This window comes from Sphingomonas dokdonensis (assembly GCF_002197685.1).
Classification (GTDB): domain Bacteria; phylum Pseudomonadota; class Alphaproteobacteria; order Sphingomonadales; family Sphingomonadaceae; genus Sphingomonas; species Sphingomonas dokdonensis.
Window position 1 is genome coordinate 61,633 of sequence record NZ_NBBI01000006.1, and the last position, 24,554, is coordinate 86,186.

Annotated in this window: 23 protein-coding genes; 10 read left to right on the plus strand and 13 right to left on the minus strand. The window is 65.8% G+C overall.

All coding sequences use genetic code 11. The annotated features are described in order from the left end of the window. Nucleotides 1-29 precede the first annotated feature (29 nt). Nucleotides 30-3,296, minus strand: coding sequence for an efflux RND transporter permease subunit (locus SPDO_RS13945; protein ID WP_088368123.1), 3,267 nt, complete (start codon nt 3,294-3,296; stop codon nt 30-32). Nucleotides 3,297-3,300: 4 nt separating this feature from the next. After that, nucleotides 3,301-4,482 carry an efflux RND transporter periplasmic adaptor subunit gene (locus SPDO_RS13950; protein WP_088368124.1) on the minus strand — a complete coding sequence of 394 codons (1,182 nt, stop codon included), beginning with the start codon at nt 4,480-4,482 and terminating at the stop codon, nt 3,301-3,303. Nucleotides 4,483-4,698: 216 nt separating this feature from the next. Here SPDO_RS13950 and SPDO_RS13955 point away from each other — a divergent pair, with 216 nt between their 5' ends. Then, on the plus strand, nt 4,699-5,427 hold the full coding sequence (locus SPDO_RS13955; protein WP_088368125.1) for an SIMPL domain-containing protein: 729 nt from the start codon (nt 4,699-4,701) through the stop codon (nt 5,425-5,427). A gap of 132 nt (nt 5,428-5,559) precedes the next feature. On the opposite strand, the gene SPDO_RS13960 is transcribed toward SPDO_RS13955, so the two are convergent. From SPDO_RS13960 to SPDO_RS13970, 3 genes are all read right to left on the minus strand, one after another. Beyond that, entirely contained in the window at nt 5,560-5,817 is a 258-nt protein-coding gene (locus SPDO_RS13960) for a GlsB/YeaQ/YmgE family stress response membrane protein (RefSeq protein ID WP_088368126.1), read from the minus strand. 96 nt (nt 5,818-5,913) lie between these two features. Further along, nucleotides 5,914-6,213 carry a CtrA inhibitor SciP gene (gene sciP / locus SPDO_RS13965; RefSeq protein ID WP_088368127.1) on the minus strand — a complete coding sequence of 100 codons (300 nt, stop codon included), beginning with the start codon at nt 6,211-6,213 and terminating at the stop codon, nt 5,914-5,916. Between the two features lie 101 nt (nt 6,214-6,314). Beyond that, the gene (locus SPDO_RS13970; protein ID WP_088368128.1) at nt 6,315-6,542 is read right to left on the minus strand and encodes a hypothetical protein; all 228 of its coding nucleotides are present in this window, start codon (nt 6,540-6,542) and stop codon (nt 6,315-6,317) included. Between the two features lie 127 nt (nt 6,543-6,669). On the opposite strand from SPDO_RS13970, the gene mnmA reads away from it, so the two are divergent. Next, complete coding sequence (gene mnmA / locus SPDO_RS13975) at nt 6,670-7,776, plus strand: tRNA 2-thiouridine(34) synthase MnmA (RefSeq protein WP_088368129.1); 1,107 nt, start codon at nt 6,670-6,672, stop codon at nt 7,774-7,776. A gap of 19 nt (nt 7,777-7,795) precedes the next feature. On the opposite strand, the gene SPDO_RS13980 is transcribed toward mnmA, so the two are convergent. From SPDO_RS13980 to pdxH, 3 genes are read right to left on the minus strand one after another with little or no spacing between them, the layout of a single operon-like run. Beyond that, a complete protein-coding gene (locus SPDO_RS13980) occupies nt 7,796-8,587 on the minus strand; it encodes a PhzF family phenazine biosynthesis protein (protein ID WP_088368130.1) in 792 nt (263 codons plus the stop codon). Continuing rightward, complete coding sequence (locus SPDO_RS13985; protein WP_088368131.1) at nt 8,584-9,531, minus strand: cation diffusion facilitator family transporter; 948 nt, start codon at nt 9,529-9,531, stop codon at nt 8,584-8,586. Before SPDO_RS13985 ends, SPDO_RS13980 begins: the two co-directional genes overlap by 4 nt. Next, nucleotides 9,528-10,112 (minus strand): pyridoxamine 5'-phosphate oxidase, encoded by a 585-nt coding sequence (gene pdxH, locus SPDO_RS13990; RefSeq protein WP_088368132.1) that lies wholly within the window; start codon nt 10,110-10,112, stop codon nt 9,528-9,530. Before pdxH ends, SPDO_RS13985 begins: the two co-directional genes overlap by 4 nt. Before the next feature lie 85 nt (nt 10,113-10,197). On the opposite strand from pdxH, the gene ku reads away from it, so the two are divergent. The 5 genes from ku (at nt 10,198) to SPDO_RS14015 (ending at nt 18,362) form a co-directional block, all read left to right on the plus strand. Next, nucleotides 10,198-11,094 carry a non-homologous end joining protein Ku gene (gene ku / locus SPDO_RS13995; protein ID WP_088368133.1) on the plus strand — a complete coding sequence of 299 codons (897 nt, stop codon included), beginning with the start codon at nt 10,198-10,200 and terminating at the stop codon, nt 11,092-11,094. A 54-nt stretch (nt 11,095-11,148) separates the two neighbouring features. Then, nucleotides 11,149-13,608: a DNA ligase D gene (ligD, locus tag SPDO_RS14000; protein WP_088368134.1), complete on the plus strand. Its 2,460-nt coding sequence runs from the start codon at nt 11,149-11,151 to the stop codon at nt 13,606-13,608. Nucleotides 13,609-13,685: 77 nt separating this feature from the next. Continuing rightward, nucleotides 13,686-16,166: a circularly permuted type 2 ATP-grasp protein gene (locus SPDO_RS14005; protein ID WP_088368135.1), complete on the plus strand. Its 2,481-nt coding sequence runs from the start codon at nt 13,686-13,688 to the stop codon at nt 16,164-16,166. 23 nt (nt 16,167-16,189) lie between these two features. After that, on the plus strand, nt 16,190-17,074 hold the full coding sequence (locus SPDO_RS14010) for a transglutaminase family protein (protein ID WP_088368136.1): 885 nt from the start codon (nt 16,190-16,192) through the stop codon (nt 17,072-17,074). Nucleotides 17,075-17,168: 94 nt separating this feature from the next. Beyond that, entirely contained in the window at nt 17,169-18,362 is a 1,194-nt protein-coding gene (locus SPDO_RS14015; RefSeq protein ID WP_088368137.1) for a multidrug effflux MFS transporter, read from the plus strand. 10 nt (nt 18,363-18,372) lie between these two features. Here the strand turns inward: SPDO_RS14015 and SPDO_RS14020 are convergent, their stop codons facing one another. The 4 genes from SPDO_RS14020 to SPDO_RS14035 form a co-directional block, all read right to left on the minus strand. Further along, complete coding sequence (locus SPDO_RS14020; protein ID WP_088368138.1) at nt 18,373-18,585, minus strand: hypothetical protein; 213 nt, start codon at nt 18,583-18,585, stop codon at nt 18,373-18,375. A 111-nt stretch (nt 18,586-18,696) separates the two neighbouring features. Further along, a complete protein-coding gene (locus tag SPDO_RS14025; RefSeq protein ID WP_088368187.1) occupies nt 18,697-19,089 on the minus strand; it encodes an acyl-CoA thioesterase in 393 nt (130 codons plus the stop codon). Further along, entirely contained in the window at nt 19,086-19,646 is a 561-nt protein-coding gene (locus SPDO_RS14030) for a DedA family protein (RefSeq protein WP_088368139.1), read from the minus strand. Before SPDO_RS14030 ends, SPDO_RS14025 begins: the two co-directional genes overlap by 4 nt. Before the next feature lie 34 nt (nt 19,647-19,680). Then, nucleotides 19,681-21,741, minus strand: a complete 2,061-nt coding sequence (locus SPDO_RS14035) for a S9 family peptidase (protein WP_088368140.1) — start codon at nt 21,739-21,741, stop codon at nt 19,681-19,683. Nucleotides 21,742-22,010: 269 nt separating this feature from the next. Between SPDO_RS14035 and SPDO_RS14040 the strand changes: the two genes are divergently transcribed. Next, on the plus strand, nt 22,011-22,940 hold the full coding sequence (locus SPDO_RS14040) for a DUF808 domain-containing protein (RefSeq protein ID WP_088368141.1): 930 nt from the start codon (nt 22,011-22,013) through the stop codon (nt 22,938-22,940). 39 nt (nt 22,941-22,979) lie between these two features. On the opposite strand, the gene SPDO_RS14045 is transcribed toward SPDO_RS14040, so the two are convergent. Then, nucleotides 22,980-23,900 (minus strand): ABC transporter ATP-binding protein, encoded by a 921-nt coding sequence (locus SPDO_RS14045; RefSeq protein ID WP_088368142.1) that lies wholly within the window; start codon nt 23,898-23,900, stop codon nt 22,980-22,982. 67 nt (nt 23,901-23,967) lie between these two features. Between SPDO_RS14045 and SPDO_RS14050 the strand changes: the two genes are divergently transcribed. Together SPDO_RS14050 and SPDO_RS14055 are read left to right on the plus strand one after the other, a co-directional pair. Next, the gene (locus tag SPDO_RS14050) at nt 23,968-24,198 is read left to right on the plus strand and encodes a zinc-finger domain-containing protein (protein ID WP_088368143.1); all 231 of its coding nucleotides are present in this window, start codon (nt 23,968-23,970) and stop codon (nt 24,196-24,198) included. A 126-nt stretch (nt 24,199-24,324) separates the two neighbouring features. Then, complete coding sequence (locus tag SPDO_RS14055; RefSeq protein WP_088368144.1) at nt 24,325-24,507, plus strand: hypothetical protein; 183 nt, start codon at nt 24,325-24,327, stop codon at nt 24,505-24,507. Nucleotides 24,508-24,554 lie beyond the last annotated feature (47 nt).

Sequence of the window (24,554 nt, forward strand, 5' to 3'; positions counted from 1 at the left end):
AATCCCCCAGACGGGGGTTTGTTCAAGCCTCATTCCGCCGGCAAGTCCCCGTCGCGATATCCGAGCCGCCCGCGCGGCGGCGGCAGGGTGCCGCCGGGGCCGACGTGATCGATCGCCGGCGTACCGTCGTCGCCCGGCTGATAGGTGAGCAGCTTGCGGCCCAGCCATGGCCCGACACGCCGCTCGATCCCGACCGACAGGCTGAACGAGGCAGGGACGATCAGCAGCGTCAGCAAGGTCGAAACGATCAGGCCGCCGATCACCACGATGCCCATCGGCGCGCGCCACGCGCCATCGCCGGTTAGCGCCAACGCCGTTGGCACCATGCCCGCCACCATCGCAACGGTGGTCATCACGATCGGCTGCGCACGCTTGTGCCCCGCGTCCACGACGGCGTCATAGATCGGCACGCCGGCCTGCATTTCCTCCAGCGCGAAATCGATCAGCAGGATCGAGTTCTTGGCGACGATGCCGAGCAACATCAGCAGGCCGATGAATACCGGCATCGACAGCGGGTGACCGGTGATGATCAGCGCCAGCACGCCGCCAAGCGGCGCGAGCAGCAGCGAGCCCATGTTGACCAGCGGCGGCAGCAAGCGGCGATACAGCAGCACCAGCACCGAGAACACGAGAAACACGCCCGCGATCACGGCGATGATGAAGTTGACCAGCATCTCCATCTGCCACTTGGCCTGGCCGACGCTCATCTTCTGCACGCCGAGCGGCAGGTTCTTCATCGACGGCAGCTGGTTCACCTTCTGCATCGCGTCGGAGAGGATCAGGCCGGGGGCGAGATCCGCGCCGATCGTCAGCTGGCGCTGCTGATTCAGCCGGTTTATCTTGGTCGGACCGGAGCCGAAGCCGATCTCCGCCACGACCGACAGCGGCACCGATCCGCCGTTCTGCGTTGCGACCGGCAGATTGCGGATGGTCGACATTTCGGTGCGCGACGATTGATCCAGCGCGACGCGGATCGGGATTTGCCGATCGTTGAGCGAAAAGCGCGCGCTGTTCTGATCGATGTCGCCCAGCGTCGCGATGCGGATCGCGTTGGAGAGCGCGCTGGTGGTCACGCCCAGATCGGCCGCGAGGTCCAGCCGCGGCTTGATCACGATTTCCGGCCGGTTGAGATCGCCCGCGATGCGCGGGGCGAGCAGCCCGGGCAAGCCGGCCATGTCGCGCACGATCTTGTCCGCCGTTTCACGCAGCAGCACCGGATCGTCGCTGCCCAGCGTAACGGACACGTCGCGATTGTTGTCCCCCCAGCCGAACTGCGACTGGAAGTTGACGCGCGCGTCGGGGATCTTGGCCAGCGCGGGCGCGAGCGAGCGCTCGAACTCGGTGGACGTCTGCTCGCGCTTGTCGCCGATATCGCCGCCGAAGATGGCAGCGATGCGATCGTTCAGCGACGGCTTTTCCTTGAACTCCACGGTGACACGGCCGTTGCCGACAAAGGTACGGGTGTAGGTGGTCGCAACCTCCGGCTGGCGGCTGAGCAGGGCATACACCTGGTCCACCACCGTCTGCGTCTGCGCCAACGTCGCGCCGGGCGCCATGGTGATCGTAACGGTGGATCGCTCCTGATCGATCGACGGCTGGAACTGCATGGGCAGGCTGGCAAAGCCGAGCACCGTCAGCACAAAGGCGACGCCGCCGATGCCGATCGTCCAGATGCGGTGATCGTGGATGTAGCCGGTCAGGCGGCGGAACCCGCCACGTGCCCGCACCGCCAGCGACTTGCCGGGGTCGAGCGTCCAGCGCAGCACCACCATGTAGATGTCCATCAAACGGCCCTCGCCATGCGCCTCCGGACCGGCCGATTTCAGGAAATAGGCGGCGATCATCGGCGTGATCATGCGCGCGACGGCAAGGCTCATCAGCACCGCGGCAACGACGGTGAGGCCGAAGTTCTTGAAGAACTGCCCCGACACGCCCGGCATCAGGCCAACCGGCAGGAAGACCGCAACGATCGCCATGGTAGTGGCGAGCACCGCCAGCCCGATTTCGTCCGCCGCGTCGATCGACGCCTGATACGCCGATTTGCCCATGCGCATATGGCGCACGATGTTCTCGATCTCCACGATCGCATCGTCGACCAGCACGCCGGCAACGAGGCTCAGCGCCAACAGCGTCATGCTGTTCAGCGAAAAGCCCATCATGTCCATGAAGAAGAAGGCGGGGATCGCCGACAGCGGAATGGCTAGCGCCGAGATGAACGTCGCCCGCTTGTCGCGCAGGAACAGGAAGACGATGAACACGGCGAGCACCGCGCCTTCGATCATCGCGTGAATGGCGCTCTTGTATTGCTCAACGGCATATTTCGAACCGTTGATGCGTAACTGGAACTTGACCGCCGGGTTGCGCTTCTCAAGCTCGGCCAGCTTCTTTTGCGCTTCGCGGAAAACAGTGACTTCCGAATAGCCCTTGGCGCGCTTGAAATCGAACGTGATGACCGGCTTGCCGTTGACGCCCGCCGCGCTGCGCTGCTCCGCATACAGGTCGCGCACGGTGCCGAGCGCGCTCAGCTTGATGGTGCGGCCGTTGCCGGCGATGATCTGGTGTTCGCCCAGGTCAAAGGCATTCTGTGCGTTGCCGAGCACGCGCACCGATTGTTCCGCGCCGGCGACTTCCGCGCGGCCACCCGCTGCGTTCAGATTGACCTGGCGTAGCTGCTGGTTGATCTGCGTCGCGGTGAGCCCATAGGCGGCGAGCTTCGCCGGATCGAGAATCACGCGGATCTCGCGATCAACGCCGCCGTTGCGCTCGACGCTGCCCATGCCCTCGACCGAGAGCAGCTCCTTGGTGACCGTGTTGTCGATGTACCAGCTGAGCTGCTCCACCGTCATGTCGGTGGCGATCGCGGAATAGCTGCCCAGATCGCCGTCGTTGATCTTCACGCGGCTGATCTGCGGCTCCAAGATGCCTTCTGGCAGGTTGGAGCGGATCTGCGTGACGGCGTCGCGCACTTCGTTGACGGCGCGATCCACCGGAGTGCCGATGTCGAGCTGCACCATGGTGGTCGAATTGCCTTCGCTGACGAAGGACTGGAGCTCGTCCACGCCCTCGACAGTGCGCACCGCCGCCTCGACGCGTTGCGTAACCTGCGTCTCAAGCTCGCTCGGTGCAGCGCCCGGCTGGGAGATTTCAACGGCCACCGCCGGAAAGTCGATGTCCGGTTCCCGGTTGATGTCCATGCGGATGAAGCTGACGATGCCGGCGATCGTCAGGATCACGAACAGGACGATCGTCGGAACCGGGTTGCGGATCGACCATGCGGAGATGTTGCGGAAACTCATGCCGTCATTCTCCCGGCTTGCGCAGAACCGGGGCGACCTTCTGCCCCGGGTTCAGGAATGCGCCTGCGGACGCCACCACCCGATCGTTGCGCTCGAGCCCGGCGGCGATCGCGACCATGTCGTCGCCGACCGTTCCGAGCCGCACGTCGCGGCGCCGCACAATGTTATCCTTGTCGACGACATAGACGTAATTGCCCTTTTCGTCGCTAAGGATCGCAGATTGCGGCAGGCCGGGCATGGTGCCCGCGCCGCTTGCCACCGTGGCCGACGCAAAGCCGCCTGGGCGCAGCGCCGGATCGTAGCTCAGCGCGATGCGCACGATGCCCTGGCGCGTCTGCGGATCGATCACCGGCGACACCTGCCAGACCTGCCCTTCGTAGCTCTCGCTGCTCCCGACCGGCGTCACCTGCGCCCGCGCGCCGACTGGCAGCGCCGCGAGATCGTCCTCCGGCAACTGCGCGCGCATCTCCATCTCGCCACCCTTGGCCATGCGGAACAACGTGCCCGAGGCCGAGCTGATGATCTGACCCGGCTCCACGCCGCGGGTCAACACCAGCCCGGCAGCGGGCGCGCGAATGTCGAGCCGCTGATTGCGCGCGCGCTGCTCGGCGGCGGTTGCCCCGGCGACCTTGAGGCGCGCGGCGGCGGCATCGCGGGTCGCGATGCGACGCTGCACGTCCGCCTTGCTGATGAAGCCGCGGTCGACCAGCTGCTGCGCACGATCCAGTTCGGCCTGCGCGAGCGTCAGATCCGCCCGCGCGACGTTCACCTGCGCGGCAAGGCCCTGCGCCGTCTGCGTCTGTACCGAGCGATCGACGGTTGCCAGCACCTGACCGGCGCGGACCCATTGGCCCGGCTCCACGAGCACGCGAGTGACCATGCCGCCCTCGCCCGCGACGCCGACCGGCATCTCACGTCGTGCTGCCAGCGTACCGTTGGCCGTGACCGTGCGGCCAACCTCCGTGCTGCCCGGCACGATCACCGACACGCGCGGTGCCTGATCGGCAGCGGAGCCGGCCGCCGCCGGCTTTTCGCCGTCGCGAGTCAGGAAGAAAGCCACGGCGATCAGGGCGACAATCGCAACCAGGGCGATGATGATGATGCGTCGCCGCCGGCGGCCGACGGCATCGTCCGGCCCCTCGATCAACACGGTATCCCCGCTTACCCCGCCCGCTTGATAATTCATGCACCCTTCACCCCGCTCCGGTGGCAAATTGCCGACCGGCACTACATTCGTCTGTAGCTGTGTTATATGAATAAGTCACCAGGCTCAAGCGCTGGCTTTGCCCGGATGGCGATTGGCAGATTCGCTATCGGGCAGCAAGCCGTCCCGCCGTTCAGCCTTGGTTGATCGACCGAGCGCCATTACCTCTGTCGTATTCCAATGTGGAGATTTTGCCTCATGCGTTACCCGATTGCCACACTCGCTGCCGCTGCGCTCGCAAGCGCAGCCTTTCCCGCCGCGGCGCAGAACGCGGGCGAGGTGCCGCTCCTGCCGGATGCCACGGTTCTGGATGTGGTGGCGACCGGCGAAGTAACGCGGGTGCCCGACATTGCCGCGATCCGCGCTGGCGTGGTGACGCAATCGGCCACTGCCGCTGCTGCGCTTACCGAAAATGCCGCGCGCATGGAGCGGATCGTTGCCGCGCTGCGCGCCGCCGGCATCGCATCGCGTGACATCACCACCGCCAATGTCGGCTTGGCGCCGCAATATCGCTATGGCGAGAACCAGCCGCCGGTCATCACCGGTTACCAGGCGACCAACACGGTGTCGGTAAAATTTCGTGAGATCGCCAAGAGCGGCGGGGTGCTCGATGCACTGGTGAAGGCCGGTGCGAACCAGATCGACGGGCCGCAGGTGTCGATCGACAAACCCGGCGCCGCGCTGGATGCGGCGCGCGTCGAAGCGGTGAAACAGGCGCAGGCTCGCGCCGCGCTTTACGCGCAGGCCGCCGGGATGCGCGTCGATCGTATCGTGAAGATCGAGGAGGCGGGCGAGAACCGTGGCAACATGCCGCGTCCGCCCGTGATGTATGCGCGCGCCGAAATGTCGTCGGACGCGCAGACCCAGGTCTTGCCGGGCGAAACAACGGTCAGTGCGACCGTCAACGTACGGTTTTTGCTGAAATAAGCCGCTGCGTCGGTGGCATCGTCGTACGCGCCGCGATGTCACCGCTCCGCACTTCACACAACACCGCTACAAAAGAAAACGGCCGCCCGTCGCCGGGCGGCCGCTTCTGATCCGGTAAGCTGTGGCTAAATCTTAGCGCACGCTACCACGACGAACGAGGTTGACGATCGCCAGCAGGACTACTGCACCAAGCAGCGAGACCAGGAACGACGTCAGCGTCAGCGGCGCGCTGTTGATCGAACCACCCGAGATGATCAGGCCGCCGATGAACGCGCCGATGATGCCGACGACGATGTTCAAAAAGATACCTTGCTGCGCATCGGTGCGCATGATGATGCTGGCCAGCCAGCCAATCACGCCGCCGACGATCAACCAGAGAATAATACCCATAACTCACTCCCCTGCGTGAACAACCCGACAGGCCGGGCGCTGGGGAAAAGACTCTTGACAGGTGATATTTGTTCCGGCCGCGTAACCCGCATCCTTTCAGAATTTTTGCTGGCGCTCGTACAGCGACTTGTAATGCTGGATGCGCGTCACCCGCAGCCCGGGCATTCCCGAGCGATCGATTGCGCGCTGCCAGCCGGCGAATTCCTCCACCGTCAGCCCATAACGGTTGCATACCTCGTCCACTGTCAGCAGCCCCCCGTTGACCGCTGCCACCACCTCTGCCTTGCGTCGCACCACCCAACGCGTCGTGTTCGGCGGCGGCAGCGTGTCGAGCGTCAATGGCTCGCCGAGCGGTCCAATTACGCGGGCCGGACGGATCTTCTGATTCTCGATCATGGCTTAACCTCGGGTTCGGGGCGCGGCCCCCTCTCCATACAGTGAAACAAGGGCGCGATCACCGCCTGGCAACGGTATACTGGCGCACGGTAAACAGATGGTCACTCGTCCTTCCATTGCATCATGACCTTCGCAACTGGGCCGTTGAATGCGCCGTCGATGGGAGCGAACAAGGGCGAGTCGAGCCGTACCCGCGCCGACCGGGCGTAGATGGTCGCCGTCGGCGACGCGGCCTGTCGCGCCGTCATCTCCACCAGCAGCACCGCCAGATCGCTCGGCAGCTCGACCAGCGGTGCGCGCCGGTCGAAAAGGGCAAAACTCAGATCCACGCTTGGCCTGATCCTTCATGCGTCGTCGTCGAGAGCCTCTTCTACGCACCATGAAGTGAAGGGTCCGTAAAGCCGGATGCGGCGTGCGTGCGTTCACCCCGCCAGTGAAACATGCTATCGTGATGCGGTGACCGATTTTGCTGATTTCCAACTGGCCGGCGGCGCTGCCGGCCGACGCATCGTGGTGGCCATGTCGGGCGGGGTCGACAGTTCGGTCGTGGCCGCGCTCGCCAAGGCGAGCGGCGCCGAGACGATCGGCGTGACCCTGCAACTGTACGATCATGGCGAGGCAACGGCACGCCCAGGTGCGTGCTGCGCCGGGCGCGACATCCGCGATGCCCGTGCGGTGTGCGACAAGCTCGGCATCGCGCATTACGTGTTCGATCACGAAAGCAGCTTTCGCACGCAGGTGGTCGACCGGTTCGCCGACGAATATCTCGCCGGGCGTACGCCGATCCCGTGTGTTCAGTGCAACATGGGCCCGAAATTCACCGATTTGTTCGCGCTGGCGCGCGATCTGGGCGCGGATTGCCTCGCGACCGGCCATTATGTGCGGCGTCTGGTCGGCGACGGTGGTGCGGAATTGCACCGGGCGATCGATCCGGCGCGCGATCAGAGCTACTTCCTGTTCGCCACAACCCGCGAACAACTCGATTTCCTGCGTTTCCCGTTGGGCGGCATGCCCAAGGACCGGGTTCGCGCGATCGCGGCCGAGATGGGGCTGGGAGTCGCCGGCAAGCCCGACAGCCAGGACATCTGCTTCGTGCCGGATGGAGATTACGCGGGGCTGGTGCGCAAATTGCGCCCGACCGCCGTCGATGGCGGCGAGATCGTCGACCTGGGCGGGCGCGTGCTGGGCGAACACCCGGGCATCATCCACTATACGGTAGGGCAGCGCCGCGGCCTCGATATCGGCGGCCAGCCCGAGCCCTTGTATGTCGTTCGGCTGGAGCCGGAGCAACGCCGCGTGGTGGTCGGTCCGCGCGCAGCGCTCGCGGTGTCGGCAGCACGCCTGACGGATCTAAACGTCCTTGGCCCGTTGACCGGGCCTCTGTCTGCAAAAGTGCGCTCCATGGCGCGTCCGGTGCCCGCGCGCCTGCACGGCGACGAACTGGTGTTCGATTCGCCGGAATATGGCGTCTCGCCGGGCCAGGCGGCTGTGTTGTACGATGGAGACCGGGTCTTGGGCGGCGGCTGGATTGCCGAGACGCAAAGCGCCGCCCTCGCGGCCTGATTTCACATGAGCAGGCCGATCAAGGTAGCAGGAACGTGCCCTCGATCACCGTGATGCAGGAGCCGGTAAGGACCACGCGGTCGCCGTCCAGCCGGCATCCAACCCGCCCGCCCCGCGCGCTCGCCTGATAGGCGGAAAAGCTGGTGGTGCCGAGCACGTCGGCCCAATAGGGCACCATCACCGCGTGCGCCGACCCGGTAACCGGATCTTCGGGGATGTCGAAATAGTCGGTAAATACGCGGCTGACGACCTGTGCGGTTTCGCCCTGCGCCGCAACGATATGGACGAATGGCCCAAGCGCCTTCACCGCGCGTCCGTCCGGCCGGGCGGCGCGCACGGCGGCTTCGTCTTCCACCACGATCAGAGCGTAGCCCTTGTCATGCCAGAGCGTTTCTTTTGCGGTGACGCCCAAGGCCGCGACGATATCGTCCAGCGGCTTGGGATGCGGTACCCAGGCAGGCAGCGCCATTTCGTAGCCGGTGCCGCGTCGGCTCACCTCGAGGATCCCGGCCTGCCGCGTAGCGAAGCGCACGCGATCGCGCGTGGTGTCGGACGACAGAACGAAATGGCCGCTCGCCAATGTGGCATGGCCGCACAGCGCCACTTCTGCCGCCGGTGTGAACCAGCGGAGCTCGAAATCGGCGTCGCCGTTCATCGGGACCAGAAAGGCGGTTTCCGACAGGTTGTTCTCCGCCGCGATCTTCTGAAGCGTCGCATCGTCGAACCACGAGGACAGCGGCATCACCGCCGCCGGATTGCCCACAAAGGCCTGATCCGCGAACGCGTCGATCTGGGAAAAAGGGATCCTCATACGCGCTTTCCGAACCAATGGGGGGTAACGTCCGCTTCGACGAGCGGATTGTCGGTATCGACGTGACCTTCCGGATCAAGGTGAATCAACACCTCCACCCTAGGAAACACGTCGCGCAGGCGGCGCTCGACGCTTTCGACGATGTCGTGCGCGGCGGCGACGGTGAGGTTGCGATCGACCTCCATGTGGAATTGCGCGAAATCATGCGTGCCGGCGCGGCGGGTGCGGAAATCGTGGATGCCGCGGATGCCGGGCTGGCGCACGGCGATCTCGATAAAGGCGGCGCGCTGCTCGTCGGGCCATTCCTTGTCCATCAGCATGTCAATCGCCTGGCTGGATGCCTGGAATGCACCCCAGACAAGCCAAAGCGCGATGGCGATGCCGAACACCGGGTCGGCATCGGAGATTTGCAGGAGCTGATCGAGCACCAATGCGGCAATGACGGCCACGTTCAGCAGCACGTCGGACTGGTAATGGACGTTATCGGCCAGGATCGCGACCGAGCCGGTCTGCCGGATGATGCTGCGCTGATAGGCAAGCAGGGCAAAGGTGGCGAGGATCGCGACCAGCGACACGCCGATGCCGAGCGAGGCGTCTTCGTTGACCTGCGGATTGGAGAAACGATCGATTGCGCGCGCCGCAATGCCGATCGCCGAGGCGGTGATCAGGACGACCTGAAACAGCGCGGCGAGCGCCTCCGCCTTGCCGTGGCCGAAGCGGTGGTCGTGATCGGCCGGCTCCGCCGCGAGCTTCACGCCATACAGCGTGACAAGGCTGGCGAGCAGGTCGAGCCCGGTATCGGCCAAGCTGCCCAGCATCGCGACCGAACCGGTATGCCAGGCGGCATAGCCCTTCAGCGCCAGCAGAAAGGCGGCGGTGGCCACGCTCGCCAGCGCGGCGCGCATGGCAAGCGGGACGACACGGCGGCGTTCCTCGCGGGTCATGGGTAGAGCAGCCCTTCGCTCCAATCGCCCTCCCCGCCGTCGCGGGTGAACAAGCGACGTTCGTGCAAGCGATGCGCGCGATCCTGCCAAAATTCGATGCGGCGCGGCGTAACGCGATAGCCGCCCCAGTGTGGCGGGCGCGGCACGTCGCCGCCCTCGAAGCGGAACTGCATCGCCTCAAACCGCGCCTCGAAGATCGAGCGTGCGGCGAGCGGACGGGATTGCTCGGACGCCCAGGCGCCAAGCTGCGAATCGCGGCTGCGCGAGGCGAAATAGGCGTCGCTTTCCGCATCGCTGACGCGGCTCACCGGCCCTTCGATCCGCACCTGCCGGCGGAGCGACTTCCAGTGAAACAGCAGCGCGGCCTGTGCATTGGCGGCAAGATCGTCGGCCTTGCGGCTGCCGCGATTGGTGTAGAATACGAATCCGTCCGGTCCGTGCCCCTTCAGCAACACCATGCGCACGGCGGGTTGCCCCGTGGCATCGGCGGTGGCCAGCGCCATGGCATTGGCATCATTCGGTTCGCCTGCCTGCGCCTCGGCAAACCAGGCATCGAACAGCGAGAATGGGTCGGTCGTCATGCCGCACCCCTTAGCACCGGAAATCGCACGGAACGACTCCCGCTCCCGGGATTTGAATCGGCCTCGCAACGACAAAGGCCGCCGCATGCCCGCTCGTGCTTATTGGCAAGGACAGATCCGCCTCGCGCTGGTGTCGATTCCTGTCGAAATCTACTCCGCAACCAAGTCCGGTGCGGCGATCAAGTTTCGTCAGATCCACGAGCCCAGCGGCAAGCCGATCCATTATGAGAAGGTCGCCGACGGCGTCGGGCCGGTCGACCCCGACGACATCATGAAGGGCTTCGAGATCGAGAAGAACGAGTTCGTCCTGCTGGATCAGGACGAGATCGACTCGGTGAAGCTCGAATCGAAAAAGACGCTGGAGCTGACGCAATTCGTCGATGCCGGTGACATCGACGTGCTGTATTATGAAAAGCCGTATTTCGTGGTGCCGGCCGACGACCTTGCCGAAGAGGCGTTCATTGTCCTGCGCGAGGCGTTGAAACGGACCAAGAAGGTGGGTTTGGGTCAGCTCGCCATGCGGGGCCGCGAGTATGTTGTTAGCCTCAAGCCGTGCGGGCGCGGCCTTGTGCTGGAAACGCTGCGTTATGCCGACGAGGTCAACAAGGCACAGAGCTATTTCCGCGACATCCCCGACGAAAAGCCGGATGGCGAATTGCTCGAGCTTGCCGAGGCGCTGATCGAGAAAAAGAGCGGCGCGTTCGAGCCGGAGGAATTCCACAATCGCTACGTCGATGCGCTGAAGGATCTGATCGAGCGCAAGCGCAAGCAGAAGTCGAACCGCAAGATCATCGACAAGGACGATGGCGACGGGCGGTCGGCGTCTAATGTGGTCGATCTTATGGCGGCGCTGAAGAAGTCGATGGAGAAAAGCGGCGGCAGCGCCGCGACGGCGAAACCGGCTGCCAAGAAGCCCGCAGCGAAAAAGGCACCGGCGAAATCGACTGCCGCAAAAAAGCCGGCGGCGCGCAAAAGTGCCTGATCGCTCAAGTGTTCCCCGGACCGCTTGTCTTAGACCGCGACAGGAAGCGCGCTCGTGAGCGCCGATCCGCTCGCCCTGTACAACGCCAAGCGCGACTTCTCGAAGACCGCGGAACCCGCCGGCACGCTGGCGCCGGGAAACGGCAACAGCTTCATCGTGCAAAAGCATGATGCGACGCGGCTGCATTGGGACTTCCGGCTGGAGGTGGACGGCGTCCTGAAAAGCTGGGCGGTCACGCGCGGGCCGAGCCTCGATCCCAACGAGAAGCGCCTTGCGGTTCGCACGGAGGATCATCCGCTTAGCTACGCCACGTTCGAGGGGACGATCCCGAAGGGCGAATATGGCGGCGGAACGGTGATGCTGTGGGATCGCGGCACCTGGTCGGTCATCAAGGGCAAGTCGGTCAAGGATCTGGAAAAAGGCCATCTTCATTTCGTGCTTGATGGCGAGCGGATGAAGGGCGAGTGGCTACTGATCCGGCTGAAACCGCGCGGCAAGGAGAAGCGCGAGAACTGGCTGCTGCGCAAGATCGACGATGGCTTCGCGGGCGGCACCGACCTGTTGGTGGAATGTGCGCTGACCAGCGTCTCCACCGGGCGAACGATGCAGGAGATTGCGGAAGACGCGCCGGCGCAGGCGTCTGAAAAGCCAGAAGCGTTGGCGCCTGCAAAGAAAAAGCCCGCGCGGCGCAAGAAGGCGCATGGCAAGCCGCCAGCCTTTGCCGAGCCGCAACTGTGCACGCTGGTAGATTCGGTGCCGACCGGATCGGCATGGATGCACGAGGTAAAATACGACGGCTACCGCGCGCTGATCGCGGTCGGCGGCGGATCGGCAAAGGTTTATACCCGCAGCGGCCTCGACTGGACCGACAAGTTCGCCGCCATTGCGGAGGCGGCCGCTGAACTCGACGTCGACAACGCACTGATCGACGGGGAGATCGTGGCTTTCAAGGACGGTCGGCCGGACTTTTCGACGCTGAAGGACGCGATCTCGGCTGGCGGGGACATGACCTTCTTTGCCTTCGACCTGCTGAGCCTTGACGGGGAAGACCTGCGCCCGCTCCCCAACGTGCAACGCAAGGAACGGCTACGCTCGCTCATCTCCGACACCGACCGGCTGAAGTTCAGCGAGCATGTGATCGGCTCGGGCGAAGAGCTGTTCGAGCGGATGTGCCAGGAGCAGCTGGAGGGGATCGTCTCCAAGAAGGCCGACGCGCCGTATCGCGGGGCGCGGACAAAAAGCTGGCTCAAGGTGAAATGCACGCGGCGGCAGGAGTTCGTGATCGTCGGCTGGACCGACTCCGACAAGGCGCGCGGTTTCCGCTCACTGCTGCTGGGCGTGCATGAGGACGGCGCGCTGCGCTATGCCGGGAAGGTCGGCACGGGCTTCACCAACGATCTGATGATCGATCTTGCCGATCGGCTGGCGAAGATCGAGCGCAAGACGCCGCCGGTGGACGTGCCGAAAAACCTCGGGCGGGCGGCGGTGCGCGGCGCCCATTGGGTGACGCCGAAGCTGGTCGCCGAGATCGCCTTTACCGAGACGACGCCCGATAAACTGCTGAGGCACCCCAGTTTTCTCGGGCTGCGCGACGACAAGAAGGCGGCAGAGGTGGTGGTGGAAACACCCGCACCAGCGCCGGCCGCACTCGCAACGAGCGTGAAGATCAGCAGCGCGGATCGGCTGATCTTTCCCGAGTCGAGCGTGACCAAAGGCGATCTTGCCGACTATTACGCCGCGGTCGCGCCGATCATGCTGCCGTGGGTGGCGCGGCGACCGATCAGCCTGGTGCGCTGCCCGCAGGGGCGCGCGCGCAAATGCTTTTTCCAGAAGCATGATGCCGGATCGTTCGGCGCGCACGTGCACCAAGTGCCGATCAAGGAAAAGGACGGCAGCACAGAGAATTATCTATGGGTCGACGATGCCGACGGGCTGGTCGCATGCGTGCAGATGGGGACGATCGAATTCCATGGCTGGGGTTCGTCGGTCGGTGACCTCGAAAAGCCCGACCGGTTAATCTTCGATCTCGATCCTGACGAAGGGCTCGATTTTGAGGCCACCAAGAAGGCAGCGGAGCATTTGAAGAACCAGCTGGCCGAGCTGGGCCTTACCAGTTTTCCACTGCTGTCGGGCGGCAAGGGCGTTCACGTGGTGGTGCCGTTGACGCCGAAGGCCGAGTGGCCGGCGGTGAAGAGCTTTGCCGATCGCTTCGCCCGCGCGCTGGCGCAGGCCGAGCCGGATCGCTTCGTCGCGACGATGAGCAAGGCGAAGCGCAAGGGGCGGATCTTCATCGACTGGCTGCGCAACCAGCGCGGCGCGACGGCGATCATGCCCTATGCGGCGCGGGCACGCGCCGGTGCACCGGTGGCCGCGCCGGTTTCATGGACGGAGCTGCGCCGGATCGAAACGGCCGCGCAGTGGAACGTGTCGGCCGCAGACGAATTGATCAAGCGCGCAAGCAGTCGCGCGCTTACGGGGTGGGGCGTGGCGGATCAGGTGCTACCCGATTTCTAACCCGATCGACCTGATCGCACTTTCGTGTTGCGCCCGTGCCCGGCCCCGCTAGGGTCCGCGCCGCTTAGGAGCCCGGCTTGGCAACGCAATCACCCCTGTTCGGAGCCGCGACGCATGCGCGTCGCTGGGTCGACGACTACCGGGCGCATGCCGGCGCCGGAGGCGACGTGCTGTGCGCAGCCGAGGACGCGCCGTGGCTTGCGATGTTCGAGGAGCTTGCGGCGCTGGTCGGCGACGATCTAGCGCATGCGCGCGAGCGGGTGCAGCGCCATGCCGCCGACATCGGAACCGGCTTTCGCATCATCGGCGAGAGCGAGGAGCGATCCTGGCCGCTCTCCCCGGTGCCGCTGCTGATCGACGGCGACGAGTGGCGCCATATCGAGCGCGGCGTGGTGCAGCGCGCCGATCTGTTCGAGACGATCCTGACGGACCTCTACGGCGAGGCGAAGCTGGTGGCGCGCGGGATCGTGCCGGCCGCGCTGGTGGCGGGCAGCCCGTTTTTCCTGCGCCAGCTGGTGGGACTGACCCCGGCGGGCGGACACCATCTGCATTTTGTCGCAGTCGATCTTGGGCGCGGGCCAACCGGCGAGTGGCGCGTGCTGGCCGACCACCTGCGCTCGCCCACCGGCGCCGGCTATGCCCTGGAAAACCGGCTGGCGGTGAGCCGCACGCTCGGCGGGTTGCAGGCGCGGCTGAACGTCGCGCGGCATGCGCCGTTTTTTGCCAGCTTCCGTGATGGCCTCGCCGCCGCCTGCGCACGCACCGATCCCAGGATCGGGCTGCTGACGCCGGGGCGGTACAATCCGAGCTATCCCGAGCAGGCGCATCTGGCGCGCTATCTTGGCCTCCTGCTGGTCGAGGGCGCCGATCTCGCCGCGTTGGAGGACAAGGTTTACGTCCGCACGATCGGCGGGCTGAAGCGGATCGATGCGCTCTGGCGCCGGCTCGATCCGCGCTTCCTCGATCCGCTGGCATTCGACACGCATTCCAAGATCGGCGTGCCGGGGCTGATCGATGCTTACGCCGCAGGCAACGTGCTGCTCGCCAACGCGCCGGGCGCAGGCGTGCTGGAGGCGCCGGCGTGGCATGCCTTCCTGCCGCAGCTGTGCACGCGGCTCACCGGCGCGGGGCTGAGCCTGCCCAATATCTCGACCTGGTGGTGCGGCCAGCCGAGCGAGCGGGCGCGGGTGGAGGAGGATCTGTCCAACCTGCTGATCGGGCCGGCGTTCGGCAGCGGGACGCTGGGCCTGCCGGGCGATGCGCCGATCGCAGGCAGCGAGCTGAGCGGGGAACAGCGCGCCACGCTGCTTGCCGATCTGGAACGTCGCCCGCAGGATTATGTCGGGCAGGAGGTCGTGCGCCTTTCCACCATGCCGGTGGTCGGCGAGGAGGCGCTGGTTGCGCGGCCCTTTACGCTTCGCGTCTTTGCGGCGCGCGGACCGGACGGGCGCTGGAGCGTGCTGCCGGGCGGGTTCTGCCGGATCGGCGAGCATCCCGATCCGCGCGCGGCGGTAATGGGCGAGGGGAACTGGTCCGCCGACGTGGTGATCTACGGGCGCGATCCGGTCGCGCCGGTGTCGCTGCTGCCGGCCCCCGATACGCATCAAGTGCGGCGCAATCCCGGAACGCTGCCGAGCCGCGTTGCCGACAATTTCTTTTGGCTGGGCCGCTATCTGGAACGCGGCGAGGCGCTGCTGGCGATCATTCGCGTGATGCTGGGCAATTCGATCGACGCCGATGGCGGCGCGGCGCTGGGGCCGGATACCGTCAGCCGGCTGGTCGGCATGCTTGCGGCCGCCGGCGCGGCGCCGCTGCCGGCGGCATTGAAGCGTGCGGACCTGACGCAGATGGCGCGCACCGCGATGGAATCTGTCGATACGGGCTGGCAATCGGTGGCCGAGATGAACCAGCAGGCGCGGCGGATCGGCAACGTCTCGCGCGATCGCCTGTCGGCCGACATGGTGCGGTTGCTCGATGCGCCCTTCCCCACGCATCGCGGCATGCTGGACCGCACGGGATCGCTGCAACGCCGCTATGCCGCGATCGCCGGGTTGTCGGCCGAGCATATGAGCCGCACGGCGGCATGGCGCTTTCACGATCTGGGCCGGCGAATCGAGCGGGCGCTGGCGCTGGTGCGGGGGGCGCGCACCTTCGGGCTGCCGGGCGCGTCGCTGGATGACCTGTCGACGCTGCTCGACCTTGCCAATAGCCAGATCAGCTATCGCCAGCGGTATCTGACCGGGCTGGCACGGGTGCCGGTGCTCGACCTTGTCGCGCTCGATCCGGGCAACCCACGATCCTTGGCATTTCAGGTGGAACGGGTCGCCGAGCATCTCGCTGCGCTGCCGGTGTTGCAGGACGATGGCATGGCAGAGGAACAACAGGCGGAGGCGACCGAGCTGAAGGCGATGATCGCGACGGCGCGCGCCGCCACCATCAACGCCGACCTGCTGAGCGCGACCGAGCGGCGGCTGGGCACGCTGTCCAATGCCATTGCCCGGCGCTATTTCCTGCAAGGCGCTGAGCCGCTGCGCGCCGGTGGGCTGACGCTGGCGTGAGCGAGGCCGATTTCCCCAGCCGCATGCTGTACGACATCGCGCATATCACGCGGTTCGATTACGGCGCGCACGTCAAGTTCGCGCGGTGCAACCTGCGGCTGGAGCCGATCGACTGGCCGGGGCAGCGGCTAGAATCGTACATGCTGCGCGTATCGCCGGCGGGTCGCACCACCCCGGCACGTGCCGAGGCAGGACTCGCCAATGTCACGCGGCTGACCGTGGACGAGCCGGTGCGCCGCCTGACGATCGAGAGCATCGCGCGCATCTGCGTCGATCGCCTGGTGCCCGCTCCGATGGCGGGTGACCCGACGCTGGCCGAGATTGCCGCCATGGCGCGCGACAGCCGGGACATCACCGCGGCCGGACCGGCGAGTTATCTGTTCCCCTCCCCGCTCATCCCGCTCGATCGTGAAATCGCGGCCTATTGCGCCGCCGACCTCGATCCGCAGCGCAACGCGCTGGAGGCGGGTATCGAGTTGGCACGGCGCATCCAGCGCGATTTCGAGTTCGACACCGCCGCCACCCTGGTCGACACGCCGCCGCACGAAGCCTTCGCCAAGCGCCGCGGGGTGTGCCAGGACTTCGCGCAGATCATGCTCACCGGCCTGCGCGCGGCGGGTCTGCCCGCGGCCTATGCGTCGGGTTATATCCGCACCATCCCACCGCCCGGGCAGGAGCGGCTGGTCGGCGCCGATGCGACGCATGCCTGGGTGCTGCTGTGGTGCGGGCCGCAGCGCGGCTGGATCGGCCTGGACCCCACCAACGGCATCTGGATGGCGAGCGACCATATCGTCGTGGCGGTCGGCCGCGATTATGCCGAGATTGCGCCCGTCGATGGCGTGGTGCTGGGTTCGGGTGCGCAGGAGATGGACGTGTCGGTCGATGTCGCGCCGGTGACGGACGGCTGAGGCAAGCGACACCGCAAAAGAAAAGCTGCGCTTGTGCCGGGGCGTCGGCATCCCGATAGGCACGCACATGAATTCTCACCGCGCCCCACCGGGCATGCATCCCCGCGAGTTTGTTGCCTTTATCGCCGCCGTCATGGCGGTGAACGCTTTCGGCGTCGATCTTATGCTCCCCTCGCTTGCCGATATCGGCCACGAATTGGGGGTGAACGAGGCCAACCACCGCCAGTGGATCATCACCGTCTATATGGTGGGGTTCGGCGCGGGGCAGCTGGTTTATGGCCCGTTGGCGGATCGGTTCGGCCGCCGGCCGGTGCTGCTGCTGACGCTTGCCGGCTTTGTCGGGGCAAGCATCTTTGCCGCAAGTTCGGTGACGTTCCCCGCACTGCTCGGCGCACGGCTGTTGCAGGGGCTGATGTCCGCCTCGACCCGCGTATTGGCGGTGGCGATCGTGCGCGACGGATCGTCGGGGCGGCAGATGGCGCGCACCATGTCGGTGGCGCAGATGATCTTTTTCCTGGTGCCGATCCTGGCGCCGACGCTGGGGCAATTGCTGCTGGAATTCGGGCCATGGCGGTTCATCTTCTATGCGCTCGGCACCTTTGCCGGGCTGGTGTTCGCCTGGACGCTGGTGCGCGTGCCCGAGACGCTGCCGGCCGAGCGGCGGGTGCCGATCTCGCTGACCACGCTGCGCGCGAATTACCGGCTGACGCTGACCAATCGCTATTCGCTAGGCTATGCCATCGCAGCATCGCTGACGTTCGGCGGAATCATCGCCTTTGTCTCGCTGTCGCAGCAGATTTTCGTCGACGGGTTCGGCGCGGGTGACCGCTTCACCTTGTTTTTCGCGATCTGCGCCTGCGCGATGGGTGCGGCCTCGTTCCTCAACGCGCGGCTGGTGGAGCGGCTGGGCACGCGATTGATCTCGCAAACCGCCGTGCTGGGGCTGATCGCGCTTTCGCTGGTGCACGTCGGCGTGACGTTGAGCGGCGTGGAAACCTTGTGGAGCTACATCTTTTTCCAGGCACTCAGCATGACCTGCATCGGGCTGTGCGGCGCGAATTTCGGGGCCATGGCGATGGAGCCGGTGGGGCATATCGCGGGCACGGCGTCATCGCTGCAGGGCTTTATCACCAGCATCGGCGCCGTGGCGGTGGCGTCGGCGATCGGCCAATCCTATACCGGGACCACGACGCCGCTGGCGATCGGCTATCTCGCGATCGGGGTAAGCGTGCTCGGCATCGTGTGGGTGGTTGAAGGCGGCAAGCTGTTTCACGCACGCATGGTGTGACCGGCGGCGCTCAGTTGCGGAGCAGGCGCCGCTCGGCCGGCGTGCCGGCATCCACGCGCGTGAAGAAGATAGGCTGCTCGTCGCTGGCCTCGGGCGCGGTAAGCGGGAGCGGATCGGCCTCCTCGTAAATTGCGGCCGGGGGCGGCAGGATTTGCGCCAGCGGGTCCGCCTCGTCATAAGAAGCGCCATTGCCGTAGCGGAAGGACACGTCCGGATCGGCCATAACAATATCACATCGCATGTGAAAGGTTAGGACAGCATTGTTGCCTGATCAACCCACAAGCGGGTGATGTAGATCAACCTTGCGATGAACCGAGTTGCTGCCCGGCGCTGCTCAAGGTGCGAGGAAGGGCGCCGCGATCTCCGGGCGGACGCGCAGCAGCCGGCCGGTGGCGCGGTCGAGCAGCGCCCAGGTGGTTACCCCCTCCACCAGCACGCGCCCATCGGCATCGGTAAAGCGGAAGTGGCGGTTGAAGCGCGCGCCGCGTGGCGGCTCGGGCACCCAGGTCGTGCCGGTCGTCTCGGCGCCTTCGGCCAGGTTGCCGCGATAGTCGATCTCGTGTCGCGTCACGACCCAAACAAAGGCGTCGCGGTGCGCCGGCGGCGCCACCGTCTCCCAATGCGCCACCGCCAGTTCCTGGATCCAGCGCACCCAGATGGCGTTATTGACGTGGCCAAGCTCGTCGATGTCCGCCGGCGTGGCGGTGAAATCCTTGGTGAAGCTCATCGATTTCGCCACCATCGCACGGCTTGGAAGATGGCAAAGCCGCCGCTCAGCACCGCGACGCCCATCAGCAAGGTGTGGCGGCTTGGACGCAGCCGCCCCGCCAATTCGGTCACCGCCTCGCCGAACCAATAGCCGAGGCCGGTGAACAAGCTGGCCCAGAGCACGGCTGCCAGCGCGTTGATGGTGAGGAAGGTAGAGGATGGCACACGGCTGGTGCCGATCGCCACGGGGCTGACGGTGCGAAAACCGTACAGGAACCGGAAGGCGAAGATGAAGCCAACCGGGTATCGCTCCAGCAGGGTCAGCGCCTTGGCAAAGGCGCGCTTCTGCATCCAGCGCTGCACGAACGGGCGGTCACGATAGCGGCGCCCCGCGGCAAAGAAGAACTGGTCGGCCAGGAACGAGCCCAGGGTGGCGGCGACCACCGCCAGTGGCCAGGCGATCAGCCCCTGGTGCGCCAGCAGCCCGCCGGCGATCACGGCCGTCTCGCCCTCCAGCATCGCCCCGGCAAACACCGCGGCCACGCCCCAGCGGGCGATGATCGCCTCGATCGTCATGCGGCGGGTCGTGCCATGTCGATGCGCCCGGGCGTCACGCCTCCACGCCCAATTGCCACAGGACGAAAGCATGTTCCTCGGCCGCCTCGCGCAGGCTTTCGAAGCGGCCCGATTTGCCGCCGTGGCCGGCGCCCATGTTGGTCTTGAGGAGGAGGATATTGCTGTCCGTCTTGGTCGCGCGGAGCTTGGCGGCCCATTTCGCTGGCTCCCAATATGTGACGCGCGGGTCATTGAGACCGCCCGAGATGAACAAGGGCGGATAATCCTGCGCACGGACGTTGTCGTACGGGCTGTAGCTGCGGATCAGCTGGAACGCGGCCGGATCGGTGATCGGATTGCCCCATTCGGGCCATTCGCCCGGCGTCAGCGGCAGGCTGTCGTCCATCATCGTGTTGAGCACATCGACGAACGGCACGTCGGCGATCACCGCGCCCCACAGCTCGGGATCGGAATTGACCACCGCGCCCATCAGCTCGCCGCCCGCCGAGCGGCCGGCGATTGCGATCCGCCCCGCGCTCGTCCAGCCGCCATCGATCAGCCCGCGCGCGACATCGACGAAATCGTTGAAGGTGTTGGTGCGCTTGTCGAGCTTGCCGTCGTGATACCATTGCTGGCCGAGATCGTCGCCGCCGCGGATGTGCGCGATGGCATAGGCAAAGCCGCGGTCGAGCAGCGACAGCCGGCCGGTCGAGAAGCCCGGCGGGATGGCATGGCCGTAAGCGCCATAGGCATAAAGGAACAGCGGCCGGCTGCCGTCCTTCGGGAAGTCGGCCGGATAGACGATCGAGACGGGCACCTGCGTCCCGTCGCGCGCGATGATGTGTAGCCGCTCGGTGCGATATTTCGCCGCGTCGTAGCCCGACGGGATTTCCTGCACCTTCAGCGTCGTCAGGGTGCGCGTGGCGGTGTCGTAATCATAGACAGTGCCGGGCGTGACCATCGATTCGTAGCCGATGCGCAGCACGGTTTGGTCATATTCGGGATTGTCGCCGAGCCCGGCGGCGTAGCTCGCCTCGGGAAAGGCGATGCGCTCCGCAACGGTGGGCGCGTCGTAGCGGTGGACGGCGACCTGATCGAGCCCGTCCTCGCGTCCCTCGACGATGAAGAAGTCACGATAGCATTCGACGCCGGTCATGTAGAAATGCGCCGACGGACCGATCAGTTCGGTCCACTCGCCCGGCGCGCTGATCGGCGCGGTGACGAGGCGCCACATCGGGTTCACGTCATTGGTGTGGATGAACAGCGTGTCGCCATGCGTCTCCACATCGTATTCGCGGCCCGGCTGGCGCGGCGCGACCAGGATCGGCTCGGCGAGCGGATTGTCGGCCGGGTAGAGCCGAACCTCGCTGGTCACATGGTCGCCGGTCGCGATGATGATCCAGCGCCGGTCGCTCGTTTCGGAGACGGCGACACGATAGCCCTCGTCATCCTCGTGGAAGAGCTCGACGTCCTCGGCCGGATCGATGCCAAGCCGGTGCAGCCGGGCATTGTCGGTGCGCCATTCCTTGTTGGCGAGGCCATAAAGGAAGCCGCTGTCATCGGCCGTCCATACGATGTCGGATAGCATGCCGGGGATCGTGTGGGGCAGCAGCGCGCCGGTGGCGAGGTCCTTCACATGGATGGTGAAGCGCTCCGAACCATTGTCGTCGATGGCGTAGGCGAGCTTGGTGCCGTCGTTCGACACGGCAAACGCGCCCAGGCGGAAATATTCCTTGCCCTCGGCCAGCGCCGGCTCGTCGAGCAGCAACTCGTCCGCGCCGCCGGCGACGGGACGCCGCCACCATTTGCGATATTGCCCGCCGGTCTCGAACGCTGTCCAGTACAGCCAGTCGCCGTCCTTCTGCGGCACGGAGGATTCGTCCTCCTTGATGCGGGCCTTCATCTCTTCGTAGAGGCGATCGACCAACGGGCGGTGCGGCGTCATCGCGGCTTCGAAATAGGCGTTCTCCGCCTCCAGATAGGCCAGCACTTGCTTGTCGCCGACGTCCGGATAATTCGGATCCTTCAGCCAGGCCCAGGGATCGTCGATGGTGACCCCATGGGCGGTGACCTGATGCGGGCGAGTGTCGGCGATGGGGGGCGTGCTGAGCGTCATACCACCTATGTGGCGGCACGCGCGCATTCTGTCGACTGCCGGCGATTGCAGGAAATGCAATCGCGGTTTGTCGTTTTGCACTTGCGGCATAACATGCTGCGGTGCACAAGGATCCGGCCTTTCAGGCATCCTCTCCTAAAAACTTTCATGGCCGATCCGCCTCGCGGGTCGGCCCTTTTTTTGCTTTCCGCCGGATGGAACGAGTCGCTTGCCTCCGGTTTACGCCTGGGCGATGGCGAACGGGTTCGTCAGTTCGAGGGGTAAGTAGAATGGCCGGCGGATTGGTCGCATTGCTCGACGACATTGCGGCGCTGGCCAAATTGGCCGCCGCCAGTCTGGACGACGTGGCGGGCGCCTCGGCGCGGGCCGGCACCAAGGCGGTCGGCGTGGTGATCGACGATACGGCGGTAACGCCGCGCTACGTAACCGGCCTGTCGCCGGCGCGCGAACTGCCGATCATCTGGAAGATCGCGCTGGGCAGCGCCCGGAACAAGCTGTTGTTCCTGCTGCCCGCGGCACTGATCCTTTCGGCCTTTGCGCCGTGGGCGATCACCCCGATCCTGATGGCCGGCGGCGCCTTTCTGTGTTTCGAGGGCGCGGAAAAGATCATCGAGGCGCTGAGCGGCACGCACCATGGCGAGGAGGCCGCGGTGATCACCGATCCCAAGCAGTTGGAGGATCGCCAGGTTGCCGGCGCGATCCGCACCGACCTGATCCTGTCGGCGGAGATCATGGCGATCGCGCTGTCCGAACTGTCGGACCAGAGCATCGTCAATCAGGCGATCGCGCTGGCCCTTGTCGGTCTGGCGATCACGGCCGGGGTCTATGGCGCGGTGGCGCTGATCGTGAAGATGGACGATATCGGCCTCGCGCTGGCGAAGCGGCCGGGTGCCGCCACGCAGGCGGTCGGCCGCGGGCTGGTCGCCGCCATGCCCAAGGTGCTGAAGGCGCTGGGCATCATCGGCACCGCGGCCATGCTGTGGGTTGGCGGGCAGATCATTGTCCACGGCCTGCACGAGTTTCACCTGACGCCGCTGCCCGAATGGATCGAGCATGCCGCCGAGGGTGCGCGCCACGCCATGGCGGGAATAGGTGGCATCGCCGCTTGGGTGGTGAATGCCGGCCTGTCGGCGGTGGTCGGGCTGATCATCGGTTGCGTGATCGCGGGGCTGCTGCACCTCAAGCCCGGCAAGCACTAGAAAAAGGGGCGGCGCACCGTCGCCGCCCGGCTTCAGTGGTCAGGCGACGCTGCGCGTCAGGCTGAGGAACACATCCTCCAGATCCGCCTCGCGCGTCGTAACGTCCGCGATGGCGAAACCGGCGCCCTGCACCGCCGCCAGCACTTCGCCGGCGTTCACCTGATCCTTGGAATAGGTGATCTCAAGCGTCCGCTCGCCCTTCAGCGCGATCTTCTGGAAACAGGGCGCGGTGGGCAGATCGACGACGTCGCGCTCCACCGTCACGGCGACCACCTTTTCCTGCGCGCGGCTGAGCAACTGGCCGGTCGGCTCGTTCGCCACCACCGTGCCATGGTTGATGATCGCGATCCGGTCACACAATTCCTCGGCCTCTTCGAGATAGTGCGTCGTCAGCACCACCGTGACGCCACCGGCGTTCAACTCGCGCACATAGGCCCATAATTGCTGGCGCAGCTCGATATCGACGCCCGCGGTCGGCTCGTCCAGCACCAGCACCGGCGGGGAATGTACCATGGCCTTCGCCACCATCAGCCGGCGCTTCATGCCGCCCGACAGCGTACGCGCATAGGCATTGGCCTTGTCCGCCAGATGCACTGCCTGCAGCAGCTCCATCGAGCGGCGCTGTGCCTTTGGTACGCCATATAGCCCGGCCTGGATCTCCAGCGTCTCGATCGGCGTGAAGAAGGGATCGAACAGGATTTCCTGATTGACGATCCCGATCGACGCCTTGGAATTGCGCGGCTGGGCGTCGATGTCGAACCCCCAGATCGAGGCGGAGCCGCTGGTCTTGTTCACCAGCCCGGCGAGTATGTTGATCAGCGTCGATTTGCCCGCGCCGTTGGGGCCGAGCAGGCCGAAGATCGTGCCGCGTGGCACATCGAAGCTGACACCGTCGAGCGCGCGCTTGCCGCCCTCGTAGGTCTTGCACAGGTCTTTGATGGCGATGGCAGCGTCTGTCATGGCTTCGCGGATTAGGCGCGTGCGGGGACGATTGCTAGCGGGGCTGGGCCTTGCTAACGCCGCTTCCATGTTGCCGCCGCCCCAGATCAGCCGAGTTTCGCACCACCGTGTCGCCTGTGATGGCGCGCATGACGGTATTCCCGCTGCGCTTGGCCATCCGCGCGTGTGGCTGGAGATCGACGAAACCGGCTATGTCGATTGCGGCTATTGCGATCGGCGCTTCGTGCTGATCGGCGGACCGGCCGACGGTGCCGATCAGGCCGCCCTGCCCGATCATGGGGACGGCGCAGGCCGCTGAACGCGGCGCATATGCGGGGGCGTTAACCGTTCGCAGTACGCGGGTAATGATTTGTGTACGCTGCACAGGTCTCGAAACGCGCGCCCGATAACCGCGTTGGCCGGAGCATCTTTCAGGAGATGCCAAATGGCCAACATGCAGAAATCCGTGCAGCACCGATCGCGGCTGCTGATCATCCTTGCCATCGCGGCGCTGGTCGTCGCGCTGCTGGCGATCGAGAAGCATACCAACTGGCTGGAGCTGCGGCCCGGTAGCGGCACCGCGTCGGCGATGGCGCTCGCCGCCGAGCGACCGGCGGCGGCGCGCTGATCGACCAGCGGCATCTCCGGGCAGCGACTGTTTGCGTTAGGCGCCGA

Coding starts and splice junctions, on each gene's coding strand:
- SPDO_RS13955 (WP_088368125.1), top strand. CDS start 4,699: ATGCGTTACCCGATTGCCACACTCGCTGCCGCTGCGCTCGCAAGCGCA.
- SPDO_RS14045 (WP_088368142.1), bottom strand. CDS start 23,900: ATGACAGACGCTGCCATCGCCATCAAAGACCTGTGCAAGACCTACGAG.
- SPDO_RS13945 (WP_088368123.1), bottom strand. CDS start 3,296: ATGAGTTTCCGCAACATCTCCGCATGGTCGATCCGCAACCCGGTTCCG.
- SPDO_RS14020 (WP_088368138.1), bottom strand. CDS start 18,585: ATGGCCGATCCGGACGTGTCCTTCCGCTACGGCAATGGCGCTTCTTAT.
- SPDO_RS14050 (WP_088368143.1), top strand. CDS start 23,968: ATGTTGCCGCCGCCCCAGATCAGCCGAGTTTCGCACCACCGTGTCGCC.
- SPDO_RS14010 (WP_088368136.1), top strand. CDS start 16,190: ATGCTGTACGACATCGCGCATATCACGCGGTTCGATTACGGCGCGCAC.
- sciP (WP_088368127.1), bottom strand. CDS start 6,213: ATGATCGAGAATCAGAAGATCCGTCCGGCCCGCGTAATTGGACCGCTC.
- SPDO_RS14040 (WP_088368141.1), top strand. CDS start 22,011: ATGGCCGGCGGATTGGTCGCATTGCTCGACGACATTGCGGCGCTGGCC.
- SPDO_RS13950 (WP_088368124.1), bottom strand. CDS start 4,482: ATGAATTATCAAGCGGGCGGGGTAAGCGGGGATACCGTGTTGATCGAG.
- SPDO_RS13960 (WP_088368126.1), bottom strand. CDS start 5,817: ATGGGTATTATTCTCTGGTTGATCGTCGGCGGCGTGATTGGCTGGCTG.
- SPDO_RS14015 (WP_088368137.1), top strand. CDS start 17,169: ATGCATCCCCGCGAGTTTGTTGCCTTTATCGCCGCCGTCATGGCGGTG.
- SPDO_RS13985 (WP_088368131.1), bottom strand. CDS start 9,531: ATGACCCGCGAGGAACGCCGCCGTGTCGTCCCGCTTGCCATGCGCGCC.
- SPDO_RS14055 (WP_088368144.1), top strand. CDS start 24,325: ATGGCCAACATGCAGAAATCCGTGCAGCACCGATCGCGGCTGCTGATC.
- pdxH (WP_088368132.1), bottom strand. CDS start 10,112: ATGACGACCGACCCATTCTCGCTGTTCGATGCCTGGTTTGCCGAGGCG.
- ku (WP_088368133.1), top strand. CDS start 10,198: ATGCCCGCTCGTGCTTATTGGCAAGGACAGATCCGCCTCGCGCTGGTG.
- SPDO_RS14025 (WP_088368187.1), bottom strand. CDS start 19,089: ATGAGCTTCACCAAGGATTTCACCGCCACGCCGGCGGACATCGACGAG.
- SPDO_RS14035 (WP_088368140.1), bottom strand. CDS start 21,741: ATGACGCTCAGCACGCCCCCCATCGCCGACACTCGCCCGCATCAGGTC.
- SPDO_RS13980 (WP_088368130.1), bottom strand. CDS start 8,587: ATGAGGATCCCTTTTTCCCAGATCGACGCGTTCGCGGATCAGGCCTTT.
- SPDO_RS14030 (WP_088368139.1), bottom strand. CDS start 19,646: ATGACGATCGAGGCGATCATCGCCCGCTGGGGCGTGGCCGCGGTGTTT.